Raw genomic sequence first — 15,442 nt, 5'->3', positions numbered from 1 at the left:
GCAGGGCGCCCATTGGCGCCCTGCTTGCTGTCATCCGGGTCGGCACGCTAGGCCGCCGGTTTGTCACGCCCCTCGGGGGCCCCCGGCACCGTGGAGGGACTGGCCGGGATTGCCGTGGCCAGTACCTCGTCCACCAGTCGGTCCCGCGCCCCCGTCATCCCCGCGCGTCTGGCGATCAGGTGATAGATGGCGGGCACCACCAGCAGGGTCACCAGGGTCGCCAAGGACAAGCCGAAGAAGACCACGGTCCCCACGGCCATCCGGCTCTCGTACCCCGCCCCCATGGAGAGCATCAGGGGCACGGCGCCGATGATGGCGGTGAGCGAGGTCATCAAGATGGGGCGCAAGCGGCGCACCGACCCCTTGATGATCGCCTCCTCGAACCCTTCACCCCGCTGGCGCAGCTGGTTGATGAACTCGACGATGAGGATGCCGTTCTTGGTCACCATGCCGATGAGCATGATCATGCCTATCTGGCTGTAGATGCTGAGCTCCTGCCCCGTGAGCCAGAGGCCGAGCAGGCCGCCGAAGATGCCGAGCGGCACCGTCATCATCACCACCGCCGGGGTCAGCAGGCTCTCGAACTGGGCTACCAGCACCAGATAGACCACCAGCAGGGCCAGGCCGAACACCAGTGCCATCTCCCCCTGGTTGTCGCGATAGTCCTTGGACTCGCCGGCGTAATCCACCGACATGCCGGTGGGCAGGTGATCCGCGGCCCAGCCATCCAGGAAGTCGAGCGCTTCCCCCAGGGTGTGGCCGGGGGCCACGTCCGCGGTGAGGGTGACCGCCTTCTGGCGCTGGTAGTGGTTGAGGCGCTGGGGACTCGCCACCTGGGTGACGGTCGCCAGGGTGGAGAGGCTCACCATCTCGCCGCTCGCGGCCTTCAAATAGATGCGGCTGATGTCGGAGATGCCGTTGAACTGGGTCTGGTTGGCGCGCAGGTAGACATCATACTCTTCGCCCCTGTCCACATAGGTGGTCTGGCTGACGCCGCCGAGCAGGGCCTGCAGGGAGCTTGCGATGGTGGAGACCGGAATGCCGAGCTGGGTGGCTCGCTCCCGCTCTATGGTCACCTGCAGCTCCGGGGTCTTCTCGGCATAGTCGAGATCCGGGCTCTGCATCAGCCCGCTTTGGGCCGCCGCCTCCTTGAGCGCCAGCCCCTGCTGGTTGAGCTCGCCGTAATCGGAGCCTTGCAGCACGAACTGCACCGCCGCGGTGGAGCCACCTCTGAACCCCGGCTGGAAGGTGCGGATCATCACGTCGGGGATGCCGGCGAGGCGACCGCTCAGGGAGCGGCCAAACTCGGTGGCCGTTTCGTCCCGCACCGCCCAGTCACTGAGCTGGATGATGGCCATGCCGGTCTGATCGCCGCCGCGCCCGAAGGCCGGGGTGCTGAAGCTCATGGCCTGCACCACCCCCTTGCCGAGCAGCGGCAGGATGGCGGCCTCCACCTGCTGCATGTTGCGCTTCATCCGCTCGATGCTGGTGCCCTCCGCCCCTTTCACGAACACATAGAGCACGCCCCTGTCCTCGGTCGGGGTGAGGCTCGCGGGCAGCTTGCCAAAGAGGGCGCCAATGCCGCCAAGGCAGAGCAGCAACACCAGGGGCATCCAGACGGCGCGGCGCAGCACGGCCCCCAGCACGCGGCGATAACGCTCCTCCACCCAGCCAAGTCCCTTGTCCAGGGTGGCGGTCAGGGCGTTGGGCTTGTCCACGGCACGCATCAGCCAGGAGCCCATGGCCGGGGTCAGGGTGAGCGCCACCAGGGAGGAGAAGAGCACGGCCAAGGAGAGCAGGATGGCGAACTCGGTGAAGAGGCGCCCCACCATGCCATCCATGAAGGCGATGGGGACGAACACCATCACCAGCACGGCGGTGGTGGCGATGACGGCAAAGCCCACCTCCCGGGTGCCGTGCCAGGCCGCCATCAAGGGGGACTCGCCCCGTTGCAGGTGGTGGTGGATGTTCTCTACCACCACGATGGCATCATCCACCACCAGGCCGATGGCGAGGATGAGGGCCAGCAAGGTAATGAGGTTGATGGAAAAGCCCAGATACCAGGCACCGATGAAGGCCGAGATGAGGGAGACGGGCACCGTGATGGCGGGGATGAGCGTGGTGCGCCCCTGCCCGAGGAAGAGATAGAGCACGGCCACCACCAGCAGGGCGCAGATGGCGAGTGTCTCGTATACCTCGTCGATGGCCTGCTTGATGAAGATGGTGGAGTCGTAGTCGACCTCAAGGGTGGCCCCCTCCGGCAGGAAGCGCTGCATCTCCACGAGCTTCTTCTCGATGCCCTGGGCCACCGCCAGGGGGTTGGCGGTGGACTGAGCGACGATGCCAATCCCCAGGCTCTCGCGGCCGTTGCGCTGATAGGCGCTGTCTTCGTTCTTGGCCCCCACCTCCACATCCGCAATGTCCGCCAGATAGATGCTCTGACCATTGGTGGCGGTTTTCACCGGCAGGGTGCGAAAATCTTCCGCACTGTGATAGAGCCGTGCAATCTGCACCGCCATGGTCATGGTGTTGTTGCGGATCTCGCCGCCCGGCAGCTCGATGTTCTCCCGCTTGAGGGCATCCTGCACGTCGGCCACCGTGATGCCGCGGGCCGCCATGTCGGCGGGGCGCAGCCGCACGTACATCACCTGGCTCAGGTCCCCGGAGAGGGAGACCTCGCTCACCCCGTCCACCAGGCTCAAGGGGTCCACCAGCATGCGATTGGCGTAATCCGTCATGGCGGTACGATCCATCTGGGTGCTGCTGAAGTTGAGCCAGATGGCCACATCCCCGTTGCCGTTGTCCTTGGTCACCATGGGCTCGTCCGCCCCGTCTGGCAGCTTGGGTCTGGCCCGGGAGATGGCGTCACGCACGTCGGAGGTGCCCTCCAGCATGTTCCAGCCGAGCTTGAACTCCACCGTGATGGAGGAGCGCCCCTTGCGGGTCACCGAGTTGATGTTCTTGATGCCGCTGATGCCGGAGAGCTGATCCTCGATGGGCTTGGTAACCTGGCTCTCCATCACCTCGGGGGCCGCCCCCTCATAGGTGGTGGTGATGGAGACGGACGGGGTCTGCACATCCGGCATCTCCCGCACGGTGAGTTTGCTGAAGGCCACCAGACCGAACACGGTGAGCAGGGCGCTGATGACCACCGCCACCAGGGGACGGCGTACTGAGATATCGGAGAGCCACATCAGCCTTTCACCTCGCCCAGATCACGTACCTGGGCGCCGTCGCGCAGATTGACCAGCCCCTCCACCGCGATGCGATCGCCTACGTTCAACCCCTTGAGCACCCAGACGGCCTCGCCATGGGTGTCGCCAAGCTCCACCGGCACCCGCTTCACCCGTCCGTCCGCCTCCAGGCGATAGACGAAGCGCTGCTCGCCGGCGTACTCCACCGACTGGGCGGGGATCAGGGTCATCTTCTGGGGTGGCAGAGAGAGATCCACGTTCATCAGCATGCCGGGACGCAGCTGGCCGCCGGTGTTGGGCAGGATGACGCGGGCCTTGATGTTCTGGGTGTCGCTGGAGATCCGGCTGTCGATGGTCTCCAGCACGCCGGAAAAGGATTGGTCCGGCCAGGCCGAGCTGGTTGCCGTCACCGCCATGCCGGGGCGCAGCAGGGAGAGGTAGCGCTCGGGCACTGCCAGATCGAGCCGCAGTTTTGCCAGCTCGTCCAGATGCAAGAGCACGTCGCCGCTGTTGACCAGGGCTCCTTCGCTGAGATCGATGAGGCTGACGGTGCCGTCGAAGGGGGCGGCCAGGGTGCGCAGGGAGAGCTCGTAACGGGCCGCATCGACCCGGGCCTGGGCCTGGGCAACAGTCGCCTCCTGCCCCTCCAGCTCCGAGGTGGTGACGGCGCCTCGCGCCACCAGCTTGCGCATGTCCCGCAGCTTGCGAGCCTCGTCGCGCACGCTGGCGCTCTGCTCGGCCAGCTCCGCCTGCTGCTTGCCCGCATCCAGGGCGATCAGGGTCTGCCCCTGTTTGACCTGCTGGCCGGAGCTCACCGCGATGGTGGCAATGCGGCCGGTCACCTCGGGACTGATGGCCACGGAGCGATTGGCCGCAAGCTTGCTCACCAGCTTGATGGAGGGCTCGGCCAGGCTCTGCCTGACGGTTTCGGCCCTGATATTGATCTCTCTTGGTGCAGGCTTGCTGGCAGGTTCAGCCTGCCGCAGATGCCAGGCGCCCGCCGCCAGCAATAGAAGAAGAGGGAAAAGCCACAGCCACACGCGCGTTTTCATCACAAGATCCATGCAGTCAAAGAGAGAGGAAGAAGAGATAGCTTCATCAAGGATGGCACCATGTTACCCCCTGACTATGCCGTGACTATGTATAAATGTGACAAAACGTAACAGTCCGGTGAGAAGATCATCAAAAACGCATCTTGTCGGCACGCGCGTCAGGGTTCTGCCTTACACTGATGCCGACTCTCGCCATCTTCCGGTACGCCCATGTCCATTCCCTCCCCCGCCTTTGCCAGATACCGATTGCAGTGGCTGCTGCTGGGCCTCGGCCTGCTGCTGTTGCTGCTCGCCCTGCAACATGCGTTTCGCCAGGTTACCGAGATAAACAAGCGTGACACCATCAACGCCGCGACTCAGCTCAGCAGCCAGCACCAGCGGATGGAGACCTTCCTTGAGGCCATGCGCGGCCAGGCGGAGGAGCGCCTGCGCAGCAATCCCCAGTCCGTGCTCTCTCGCCAGCTCTATCAGGCGCTGCAATCCGACGGGGAGCACGGCATCAACCTGGATCGCATCCCCGTCGATCTGCCCCCCGCCCTCATCGGCAACCTGACCGGGCAGGGCCCGCTGCCCCATGACGGCAGCGAGCGGCAAGCCAGAATACATCTCGCCCTCAGCCTCTCCCCCCTGCTCGCCACGGCCAGCAAGCTGCTGGACAGGGACGTGGCCTGGATCTACTTCACCGGTACGGACAATTTCATCTACCTCTATCCCTGGGTGCCATCCAGCCAGTTTCGCTTCGATCCCGTGATTTACAGCAAGGCCTACTGGCAGGAGGCGATGGCTAGGTATCCCCACCTGGAGCACGCCATGCTCTCGCGCCCCTACCAGGATTTTGCCGGACGGGGGCAGATGATCACCCTCTCCCAGCCCATTACCCAGGGAGGCCAGATCATTGGCCTGCTCAGCATCGACATCCAGACCGTCACGCTGGCGCAAACCCTGCACCGCCTCGCCCCCCGGATTGGTACCCTGTTCCTGCTCAACGCCCATCAGCAGATCCTCGCCAGCAGCCAGTCCGGTACCGCGCCGCCCCCGGTCAGGACGACGCAGTCAGCGGAATATGAGTGGCAACAGGGCGCCCTGCAGCTCGTCTACCCCATCCCGGAGACACCGCTCTCCCTCATCCATCGCATCCCGCTGCTGCCTCTGCTGCAGACGCTGTTGTGGCAATCGGCGACGGCGCTCATCACCATTCTCTGTCTGGTGGTGGCGACCGTCTCCAGCCTGCGTGCCCAGCGCCTCAACCGGCGCCTCAACTACCTGTCGCGCCACGATGCCCTGACCGGGGCCTTCAACCGCCACTACTTCGATGCCTTCGAACACCGCCAGGCCCTGGCAGGCCGCCAACGCATCGGCGCCATCATGTTTGACTGCGATCACTTCAAACAGGTCAACGACCGTTTCGGCCACGGGGTGGGCGATCAGGTCCTCATCCGTCTGGTGCAGCTCTGCCAGTCCCTGCTGACACGGGAGTGCCACCTGATCCGCTGGGGCGGCGAGGAGTTCCTGCTGCTCGTCGCCGATGAAGCGATCCCTCTGGCCCCCTTGGCCGAGCGGCTTCGCCTGTGCATAGCAGAGCATCCCTGGAGCGCGATTGCGGCCGAGCTGAAGGTGACCGTCAGTCTGGGCCACTGTCGCCAGTCACCGGCCATCTCCTTGCAGGAGGTGATCCGCCGCGCCGATATCGCCCTCTATCAGGCCAAGGCCAACGGCCGCAATCGCAGCGAAGCGTGGCGGGATGACGGGCAGGAGAAGCCGGAGTAAGCTGGACTCCCACTTCATGTCAGGAGACGCAACTGTGTCACGAAAACCCCGTCTGGGATTGGCCCTGGGCAGCGGCGCGGCCCGAGGATGGGCCCACATCGGCATCATCCGTGCCCTGGAGCGACTCGGCGTCAAGCCGGATCTGGTGGCTGGCTGCTCCATCGGCAGCTTTGTCGGCGCCGCCTATGCCGCTGGTGAACTGGACAAGCTGGAGAGCTGGGTGCGCGGCTTCAGCCGCCTGCAGGTCATGGGGCTGCTCGATCCTGCCCTCTCCGGCGGCCTGTTTCGCGGTGACAAGGTATTTGGCATCGCCGCCGGCCATCTGGGGGATCCCGCCATCGAAAGCCTGCCGCTGCCCTTTGCCTGCGTCGCCACCGAACTCGATACCGGTCGCGAGATCTGGTTGCAGGAAGGACCGCTTCGCCAGTGTGTGCGCGCCTCCTGCGGTATGCCCGGCCTGCTCACCCCGACCCGGGTGGAGGATCGCTGGCTGGTGGACGGGGCCGTGGTCAACCCGGTCCCCATCTCCCTGGCCCGCGCCATGGGAGCCGAGGTGGTGATCGCCGTCAACCTCAACACCGACATGCACCAGCCCTGGACCGACGAACCGGACGAGCCCGTGCAGGGGGGGCTTCTCAGCCAGTGGTTGAACCGGGGCGAGCGCGAACCCAGTACCCCCGGCATGTGGGGGGTGATGACGGGCTCCATCAACATCATGCAGGAGCGCATCACCCGTGCCCGGATGGCCGGGGATCCCCCCGAGATCCAGCTCTGCCCGCGCCTTGGCAACCTCTCCATCATGGATTTCCACCGCGCGAGCGACGCCATCAACGAGGGGGAAGCCTGTGTCGAGCGCAACCTGGAGCAGCTCAAGGAGGAGCTGTCACGACTCTGCCTGATATGAAGGCATATCGGGGTAAAAGACAAAAAGAGCGCCAATAGGCGCTTTTTTGTTTCGGGCGACGCGGCTCAGAACAGCCCCAGCCCCTTGAGCATCACCACCAGGATCAGCAGCGGCGACACATAGCGGATGATGAAAAACAGGGGGCTGAGAATGGGCAGCGCCAGCTTGCCTCCATTGGTCAGCGCCGTCGTCATCCGCTCGAATCCCCATACCCAGCCCACAAAGAGGCAGAGGAAGATGCCGCCAAGGGGCATCAGCACGTTGGAAGAGACGAAGTCGAACAGATCGAAGAAGGTTTTCCCGACAACCTGCACATCCGCCAGCGTGCTGCTCGAGAGCGCACAGGTCGAGCCGACCGCCCCCAGCACCAGCAGGTTGATCAGGGTCGCCCTTGTGCGGCTCATGTGAAAGCGCTCGGAGAGCACCGAGACCGGCACCTCCAGGATGGAGAGCATGGCCCCGGTGGCTGCGATGGCGGAGAGCACGAAGAAGAGCACCATGAAGAGGTGTCCAAACGGGATGCTGGCAAACACCGCGGGTATGGTGATGAACAGCAGGGAGGGGCCTGCGCTCGGCTCGAAGCCAAAGGCAAACACCGCCGGGAAGATGGCGATCCCCGCCAGCATGGAGACGAAGAGATCCGCGCACATCACCCGTACCGTGGTGAGAGGGATGTGCTGATCGTCCCGAAAGTAGCTGCCATAGGTCATCATGCAGCCCATCCCGATGGAGAGCTTGAAGAACGCCAGCCCCATGGCCGTCAGCACGACGCCTGCGGTCACCTTGGAGAAATCCGGCGAGAACAGGAAATGCAGTCCTTCGCTTGCTCCGGGCAGAGTCAGGCTGCGCACGCCTATCACCAGCAGCAGGATGAAGAGCAGTGGCATCAACCGCTTGGTGACCGCTTCGATCCCCCTGGAGACCCCCATCAGCAAGATCCCCCCCATCAGGGCCAGCACCAGCCACTGCCAGAGCAGACTCTGCAAGGGATCCGTGATGAGCGAATTGAAGGCAGCCCCCGTGACGGCGGGATCGGTGGAGAGGATCTCGCCGCTGGCCGCCTTGAAGATGTAGGCAAACACCCAGGCCGCCACCTCGGAGTAGAACGACATGATGAGGAAGGCCGCGCTCACCCCCATGGCGGCGATCAGCCACCAGGGTTGCCCCTTCGGAGCCAGCTTGATGAGCCCGCTGACCGTATCCGTCCTGGCCTCGCGCCCCAGCATGATCTCGGAGATCATCACCGGCAATCCCACCAGCAGGGTGGCGATGACATAGACCAGCAGAAAACCGGCGCCACCGTTCTCACCGGTCAGATAGGGAAACTTCCAGATATTCCCGAGCCCGACGGCAGACCCCAGGGTCGCGGCCAGCACGCCAAAGGTGCTGGTAAACCCATCTCTGGCTTTGGTAATGGATTGGCTCATCGTTGTCTCGCTGTGTGGATCACCGCCTGAATTAAAAGGGTCGGAGTGTTCCGTGGATTAATCCAGCCCGACAAGATGATTTAGTGAAAATCGCCGTTGACCGCACACAACGCATTATTTAATTAAATAATCATCCATTTTGATAAATAAAAAATGCCGCCTCGAGGGCGGCATTTTTATCAAGGTTGAACCGAATCAAGCCTTGGCAATATCGTCCGGACCGATCTGGCCGATTTCGGCGACTTTCTTGTCAGCCAGCAGCCAGAGGGTGAACTTGTGCAGATCGGGGTGGTGGGCCAGGGCAACCAGGAAGGCGCCTCCGACTTCACGGTAACCCAGTTCATAGTTCTTCAGGGTGGTTGGGGGGACGCCCAGCAGATCGGCAAACTTGGGACGGCTCAGGCCTACCGCTTCGCGGATCTGACGGATCTTCTTGCCAACAGTTACGATATTTGAATTCATGTGTTCCATACTCCGTTCGGCGGATTGACTCCACCTTTATTTTTCGCGACGACTCGTAGTCAAGTGTATCAGTTTTGAACGGACTCGTTATGGTCGAGCCTCTATCTATAATCAGCGTCTTTCGACGACAACCCTTCACAAACCTCGGGGATGGTAATCGCTGCGTCGCCTCAGGTAAACAGTCTCGAAAAGAAACCTTTCTTGTTGCCCGGCCATCCCTCGTATAATTCGCCGGTTATTTCCAAGAGAGTCATCAACATGGCATTTCCCGGCATCATTTCCCGTCTTCATTCCGACCCGGACTCCCTCCCCCGTCAGCTCGCCCAGGGTCTGCAGACCCGGGCCGAAGCGTTCTGGTTGCCCATGGCCATGCAGGGGGACGCCACCACTGTGCTGGCGGCCCTCCCGGACAGCTGCAGCCTCTATCTTGAAGGCCAGGCGACGCTTCCCCTGCGCAGCCACGACGGCGTCGTGGCAGAAAACGGCACCCTGGCACTGGGCAATGGTCACACGATGACGCTGGCCAGGGAGAAAGGCGATGGCGGCATCGTGCCGGAAGAAAGCCTCGCCGAGATGGCCCAATGGCTGGAAGCAGGTCATCGGCACTTCATCTGCTCCACCGCCGTCCAGCCCGTGGCGCGGGCCATCCTCAACATCTGGCCTCTCGATCCCTACCTCGCCCGTCACTTCTTGCTCAGTTTCACACCCTTGCTGTGCGAAGCAACTGAGGCAGACTATCTTGCTGTCCTCTCGGTCAGGGCGGGTGACGCCACCCCGCGGCACGCTTGGGCTGAGGCTTATATGAAGCTTGAGAAGAAACTGCATCGCGCCTACTTGGATCACTAATAAATCCCAAGAAACAGCCAGTTATCCCTACGACACAATTTGCCCCATCCCTTATCTGTGAGCTTGATCATGTTTTGAAATGGGCATAAAGTGCGCCACGTCATCGGAATGACGTCGGCTGTTCGTGGCGGAGTATGCATTGTCGACAGTGCAACCCGCGCACTTGTGCACCCAGATACGTGCCTCCTGGATGGATCTAGGATCCCTGTTCGCACCAACGTCGTTGGTCGACAGAGCCAGCAGCTTACATAAATTACAAAGTGCGAAGCACGTGAACAACGTGCCATCTCAACGAGGATTATTTTATGATGAAAATGGCTCCTTCCCTGATCGCCATCGCTATGGCCACCATGGGTGCAACTGCAGCTCACGCCGCTGACGACATCTACTTCGGCGCCGGTGTTGGTGCAACTCACTTCAACGGTCTGAACAAGATCGAAGGCGTGAACGTTGGCGAAGAAGATGCGGCTGCTGCCAATGCCTTCGTTGGTTACAACTTCAACGAATACTTCGGTTCCGAGCTGGGCTACCAGTACACCGGCCGTGGCAACACCGACGGCAACCGTTACGAGAGCCAGGGTGCCACCCTGTCCGGTATCGCTCGTCTGCCGCTGGGCAACGATTTCTCCCTGTTCGGTGAAGCTGGCGCCTACTGGGGCCACACCGACGGTCTGGGCACCAGCGATACCAAAGTATCCCCGCTGGCCGGTGCCGGTGTGACCTACAAGGTCAACGACGCGCTGGATCTGCAAGCTCGCTACCGCTACATGTGGGACGTGGCTGACCTGCACGCCGACAACGTACGCTACAAGTCCAACCAGAGCGTTGCGACCCTGGAAGCCGTTTACCACCCGTTCCGTACTTCCTACGTAGCGCCTGCTCCGGCCCCGGTTGTTGAAGAAGCACCGGCCCCGGCTCCGCAAATCGTTGAGAAGAACTTCGCCCTGAACTCCGACGTGCTGTTCGCCTTTGGCAAAGACAGCCTGAAGGCCGAAGGCGTGCAAGCCCTGAACGCTCTGTACCAGCAAATCGTTGAGTTCCAGCCGAAAGACGGCAACGCCGTTGTTGTTGGTTACACCGACCGTATCGGTTCCGACGCTTACAACCAGAAGCTGTCTGAAGCTCGTGCCCGCACCGTTGCCAACTTCCTGGTCAGCAAGGGTATGGCTGCCAGCAAGGTTGCCATCGAAGGTCGCGGCGAAGCCAACCCGGTCACCGGCACCAAGTGTGACGGCGTCAAGGCCAAGGCTCAGCTGATCTCCTGCCTGGCTCCGGACCGTCGCGTAGAAGTTCGCGTATCCGGCGTACAAGAAGTTCAAAAGTAATCTGACTTCGCTCAGGTAACGTAAAAAAGGGGATGCCACGGCATCCCCTTTTGCTGTCTCTCTCCTCCCCCCAGCGACACTCTCTGTCTCACCTTTTCTCCCCTTTGCCCCCGTATTGCGGCCCCGCGACACCGGTGTCGGCGCTGCATATCTGTGCAGAAACTTGATCACGCTGATTCAAAAGAATACAGTAGCAACGCTTGTAAGACATTGGATGAACTATTAAAAGTGCTCAGTGCCCGGTTAGTTGTCCATGGAGAAACAGCTTCATGAGAATCCAGGTTTCCATCCATTTTTTATTCAAGCCGTCCGTGATCCGCTCACGGTGTCGCACATGAAGTGTCATCTGCGACCGGTATAACAAAGAGTGCGCAGTACGCCCATAGCACGGCAACTCAACGAGGATAAAACGATGAAAATGAAAATGGCACCAACCCTGATTGCTCTGGCCATTGCAGCCATGGGAACCACCACCGCTCAGGCGGCCGACGACTGGTACACGGGTATGGGTGCAGGTTGGGCCTATGGCCACGACCTGGATACCTTCGGCCAGGATGCTGACAAGGACGCCACCGCGCTCTCCCTGTTCGGCGGTTACAACTTCACCGAGAACTTTGCCGCCGAGCTCGGCTATCTCTATGCCGGCAAGGCCGGCGTCGATGGCGTCGACTTCAAGACCCAGGGTGCCACCCTGTCCGGTATCGCACGCCTGCCCATGAATGACATCTTCTCCGTCTTCGCCGAAGGGGGTGCCTACTTCAACCACGTCAACGGCAATGGCCAGAGCGACAACGGCACCTCGCCGCTGGCGGGTCTGGGTCTGACTGCCAAGCTCTCCGACCTTATCGACCTGCAGGCCCGCTACCGCTACATGTGGGATCTGGGTGACGATCAGAAAACCTGGAAAACCGACATGAGCGTCGCCACCCTGGAACTGGTGATGCACCCGAACCGCACCACCTATGTGGCACCGGCCCCGGCACCGGCTCCCGAGCCGGTTCCCGAGCCCGTCATGGTCGACAAGAACTTCTCCCTGAGCTCGGACGTGCTGTTTGCCTTCGGCAAATCCACCCTGAAGCCGGAAGGGGCTGCTGCGCTCAACACCCTGTATCAGCAGATCGTCGACGTCCAGCCGAAAGATGGCAGCGCCGTGGTGGTCGGTTACACCGACCGCATCGGCTCCGATGCCTACAACCTGAAGCTGTCTGAAGCCCGTGCCCGCACCGTGGCCGACTTCCTGGTTGGCAAGGGTCTGCCGGCTGGCAAGGTATCCATCGAAGGTCGTGGTGAAGCCAACCCGGTCACCGGTACCCAGTGTGACGGCATCAAGGCCAAGGCTCAGCTGATCGCCTGCCTGGCACCGGATCGCCGCGTCGAAGTCCGCGTCACCGGCGTACAGGAAGTGCAGCAATAAGAGGTTGACCACCTGTTGCAAAAAGGGGCCATTCCGGCCCCTTTTTTAATGCCCGGACGGCACCGCCAGCGCGGGCAGCCCACCTGCCTGCACCACCGATTCTCCATACAGATGCGTCACTTAAATGGTTAAAGCGCTCACATCGCCTATACATAATGTTGGCTATACATAGCAAAGGGCTGGGAGCCCTATAACACCCAACATCGACGAGGATACGCGATGAACATAAGACTGAAACCTGTGTGGATTGCATTGGCATTGGCGACGAGTGCCGCCCAGGCGGCACCTGTTCACGACTGGTATGTGGGGGCTGGGGGTGGCTGGGCCTTTGCCCATGACATCGATGATTTCAGCAAGGACGTCGGCAAGGACGCAACCGCCATCAACGCCTTTATCGGCTACAACTACAACGAGAATCTGGGGGCAGAGCTCGGCTACCTCTCCACCGGTGACTGGGATATCGCCGGCCAGGACTTCAACAGCAAGGGGGCCACCCTGTCGGTCATTGGCCGTTTGCCCCTGGGGGACATCTTCTCTGTCTTTGCCGAAGGGGGCGGTTATCTCTATCACGTCGACTCCGTCAACGGGGGAGATGACAATCTTGCTCCCCTGGCGGGTCTGGGCCTGACCGCCAGACTGAGCGACTGGGTAGACATCCAGACCCGCTACCGCTACATGGTGCGAGTCGGGGACGATCCTGACAACGACAAGGTGGGCAGCGGTACCAAACGCTGGGTCAGCGACATCAGTACCGCCACCATCGAGCTGGTGCTTCACCCCAATCGCACCGTCGCCGCAGTGCCGGTGGCCGCGCCTCTGGTCGTGGCACCGCCGCCCCCGGCTCCCGAGCCGGTGGATCAGACCTTCAACCTGAGTTCGGATGTGCTGTTTGCCTTTGGCAAGGCGGAGCTCAAACCGGAGGGGATGCAGGCACTCGACGCCCTCTACCAGCAGATCGTCGACGTCAAACCCAAGGATGGCAACGCCATGGTGATGGGCTACACCGACCGCATCGGCTCGGATGCCAACAACCAGGCACTGTCGGAGGCCCGTGCAAGCACGGTCGCCAACTTCCTGATTGGCAAGGGGCTGCCCGCAGACAAGGTGAGCATCCAGGGCAATGGCGAGAGCAACCCGGTCACCGGCACCCAGTGTGATGCCATCAAGGCCAGGGCTGCCCTCATCGACTGCCTGGCCCCGGATCGCCGGGTCGAAATCCGGGTCACCGGTGTCAGCAATCCCGCCGAGCCCGCCCCCGCCGAGCAACCGGCACAATAACCTCCTCTTCCTTCACAGCCGTGCACAAAAAAGGGATGCCGAGGCATCCCTTCTGCATGTCTGTCCCCTTGGGATCAGAAGGAAGTACGACGATAGCGGCGGTACTCGGGGCGCCAGAAGTTCGCCTCGATGGCCTGATCGATCACATCATCGGGGGTCTGCACCGCCTTGCCCTGCAACATGGCGGTCTTGGCCACCATCTTGGCGATGTAGCGGGAGACCTGATGGATGTCCGCCAGATCCGGCAGCAAGGAGCCCTCTTCCCCCTTCACCAGGGGTGAACAATCCGCCAGGGCGCGGCTGGCCGACATCAGCATGGCATCGGTCACCCGGTTGGCACCGGAGGCGATCACCCCAAGGCCGATCCCCGGGAAGATGAAGGAGTTGTTGCACTGGGCGATGACGTAGCGCTTGCCCTTGTACTCCACCGGTGCGAACGGGCTGCCGGTGGCGACCAGCACCTGGCCGTCGGTCCAGCGAATGAGATCCGCCGGGGTGGCTTCCACCCGGGAAGTGGGGTTGGAGAGCGGGAAGATGATGGGACGGGCACAGTGCTTGTGCATGGTCTTGACCACCTCTTCGGTAAACAGACCCGGCTGGCCGGAGACCCCGATCAGGATGTCCGGGCGACCGTGTTCCATCACCTCCAGCAGGGAGATGTTGTCCCCCACCGGCCACTCCTTGATCCGTTCGACCGGCTGGGAGAGCTTGCGCTGGAAGTCGAGCTGGTTGGGGATCTTGTCGGTGATGAGACCGAATCGGTCCACCATGAAGACCCGGCCCCGCGCCTCGGCGTCGGTCAGCCCTTCGGCCTTCATCTGCGCCACGATCTGCTCGGCGATGCCGCACCCGGCACTGCCCGCCCCGAGGAAGGCGACCCGCTTCTCGGAGAGCTTGGCACCGGAGGCCTTGCAGGCGGCGATGAGGCTGCCCAGGGTCACCGCGGCGGTCCCCTGAATGTCATCGTTGAAGCAGCACAGCTCATCCTTGTAGCGGTTGAGCAGCGGGGTGGCATTGCCCTGGGCGAAATCCTCGAACTGCAGCAGGATGTCCGGCCAGCGGCGCTTGACCGCCTGAATGAAGGCATCGACGAACTCGTCGTACTCTTCGCCGGAGATGCGCGGATGGCGCCACCCCATGTAGAAGGGGTCGTTCAGCAACTGCTGGTTGTTGGTGCCCACATCCAGCACCACCGGCAGGCAGTAGGCCGGGGAGATGCCGCCACAGGCGGTGTAGAGGGAGAGCTTGCCGATGGGAATGCCCATGCCGCCGATGCCCTGATCCCCGAGGCCCAGGATGCGTTCGCCATCGGTGACCACGATCACCTTGACGTTCTGCTTGGTGGCGTTTTGCAGCATGTCATCGATCCTGTCCTTGTCCGGATAGGAGATGAAGAGGCCGCGAGCACGACGATAGATGTTGGAGAACTCCTCGCACGCCTTGCCGACCGTCGGGGTGTAGATGACCGGCAGCATTTCGGTGAGGTGGTTGTTCAGCAGGCGGTAGAAGAGCGTTTCGTTGGTATCCTGGATGTTGCGCAAATAGATGTGCTTGTCCATGTCGTTGCCAAACGCCATGAACTGGCGATAGGCACGCTCTGCCTGCTCTTCGATGGTTTCGATGTTCTGGGGCAGCAGACCTTCCAGGTTGAAGCTGCTGCGTTCTTCGCTGGTGAAGGCGCTGCCCTTGTTGAGCAGCGGCGTCTCCAGCAGGGCTGGACCTGCGTAGGGAATGTAGAGGGGACGTTTCTGATTATTATCTTCAAACATGGAT

The 15,442-nt window shown here is 62.1% G+C and carries 11 protein-coding genes; 6 read left to right on the top strand and 5 right to left on the bottom strand.

Annotation, left to right across the window (positions count from 1 at the left end; translation table 11 throughout):
• Positions 1 to 47: 47 nt before the first annotated feature.
• Together AB7E19_RS01915 and AB7E19_RS01910 are read right to left on the bottom strand one after the other, a co-directional pair.
• Positions 48 to 3,194 carry an efflux RND transporter permease subunit gene (locus tag AB7E19_RS01915; RefSeq protein WP_322131366.1) on the bottom strand — a complete coding sequence of 1,049 codons (3,147 nt, stop codon included), beginning with the start codon at positions 3,192 to 3,194 and terminating at the stop codon, positions 48 to 50.
• On the bottom strand, positions 3,194 to 4,246 hold the full coding sequence (locus AB7E19_RS01910; protein ID WP_322131365.1) for an efflux RND transporter periplasmic adaptor subunit: 1,053 nt from the start codon (positions 4,244 to 4,246) through the stop codon (positions 3,194 to 3,196). The genes AB7E19_RS01915 and AB7E19_RS01910 overlap by 1 nt, the downstream gene beginning before the upstream one ends.
• A 210-nt stretch (positions 4,247 to 4,456) precedes the next feature.
• On the opposite strand from AB7E19_RS01910, the gene AB7E19_RS01905 reads away from it, so the two are divergent.
• Together AB7E19_RS01905 and rssA are read left to right on the top strand one after the other, a co-directional pair.
• A complete protein-coding gene (locus AB7E19_RS01905; protein ID WP_042882461.1) occupies positions 4,457 to 6,013 on the top strand; it encodes a sensor domain-containing diguanylate cyclase in 1,557 nt (518 codons plus the stop codon).
• A gap of 34 nt (positions 6,014 to 6,047) precedes the next feature.
• Positions 6,048 to 6,917: a patatin-like phospholipase RssA gene (rssA, locus tag AB7E19_RS01900; RefSeq protein WP_029313973.1), complete on the top strand. Its 870-nt coding sequence runs from the start codon at positions 6,048 to 6,050 to the stop codon at positions 6,915 to 6,917.
• A gap of 65 nt (positions 6,918 to 6,982) precedes the next feature.
• On the opposite strand, the gene AB7E19_RS01895 is transcribed toward rssA, so the two are convergent.
• Positions 6,983 to 8,344 (bottom strand): sodium-dependent transporter, encoded by a 1,362-nt coding sequence (locus AB7E19_RS01895; RefSeq protein ID WP_322131364.1) that lies wholly within the window; start codon positions 8,342 to 8,344, stop codon positions 6,983 to 6,985.
• Between the two features lie 195 nt (positions 8,345 to 8,539).
• Positions 8,540 to 8,806, bottom strand: a complete 267-nt coding sequence (locus AB7E19_RS01890; RefSeq protein WP_010673503.1) for a helix-turn-helix domain-containing protein — start codon at positions 8,804 to 8,806, stop codon at positions 8,540 to 8,542.
• A 258-nt stretch (positions 8,807 to 9,064) separates the two neighbouring features.
• Between AB7E19_RS01890 and AB7E19_RS01885 the strand changes: the two genes are divergently transcribed.
• The 4 genes from AB7E19_RS01885 (at position 9,065) to AB7E19_RS01870 (ending at position 13,669) form a co-directional block, all read left to right on the top strand.
• The gene (locus tag AB7E19_RS01885; protein WP_103244459.1) at positions 9,065 to 9,652 is read left to right on the top strand and encodes a hypothetical protein; all 588 of its coding nucleotides are present in this window, start codon (positions 9,065 to 9,067) and stop codon (positions 9,650 to 9,652) included.
• A 305-nt stretch (positions 9,653 to 9,957) separates the two neighbouring features.
• A complete protein-coding gene (gene ompA / locus AB7E19_RS01880) occupies positions 9,958 to 10,977 on the top strand; it encodes a porin OmpA (protein ID WP_010673501.1) in 1,020 nt (339 codons plus the stop codon).
• 412 nt (positions 10,978 to 11,389) lie between these two features.
• The gene (ompA, locus tag AB7E19_RS01875) at positions 11,390 to 12,391 is read left to right on the top strand and encodes a porin OmpA (protein WP_039039303.1); all 1,002 of its coding nucleotides are present in this window, start codon (positions 11,390 to 11,392) and stop codon (positions 12,389 to 12,391) included.
• A gap of 219 nt (positions 12,392 to 12,610) precedes the next feature.
• Positions 12,611 to 13,669, top strand: a complete 1,059-nt coding sequence (locus AB7E19_RS01870) for an OmpA family protein (RefSeq protein WP_322131363.1) — start codon at positions 12,611 to 12,613, stop codon at positions 13,667 to 13,669.
• Between the two features lie 74 nt (positions 13,670 to 13,743).
• Here AB7E19_RS01870 and AB7E19_RS01865 read toward each other — a convergent pair whose 3' ends face one another.
• Positions 13,744 to 15,438 carry an NAD-dependent malic enzyme gene (locus AB7E19_RS01865; RefSeq protein ID WP_039039301.1) on the bottom strand — a complete coding sequence of 565 codons (1,695 nt, stop codon included), beginning with the start codon at positions 15,436 to 15,438 and terminating at the stop codon, positions 13,744 to 13,746.
• Positions 15,439 to 15,442: the final 4 nt, after the last annotated feature.

This window comes from Aeromonas sp. (assembly GCF_050252055.1).
GTDB lineage: Bacteria > Pseudomonadota > Gammaproteobacteria > Enterobacterales > Aeromonadaceae > Aeromonas > Aeromonas caviae.
The sequence above is the reverse complement of the archived record's forward strand: the minus strand, read 5'-3'. Positions and strand labels throughout refer to the sequence as shown.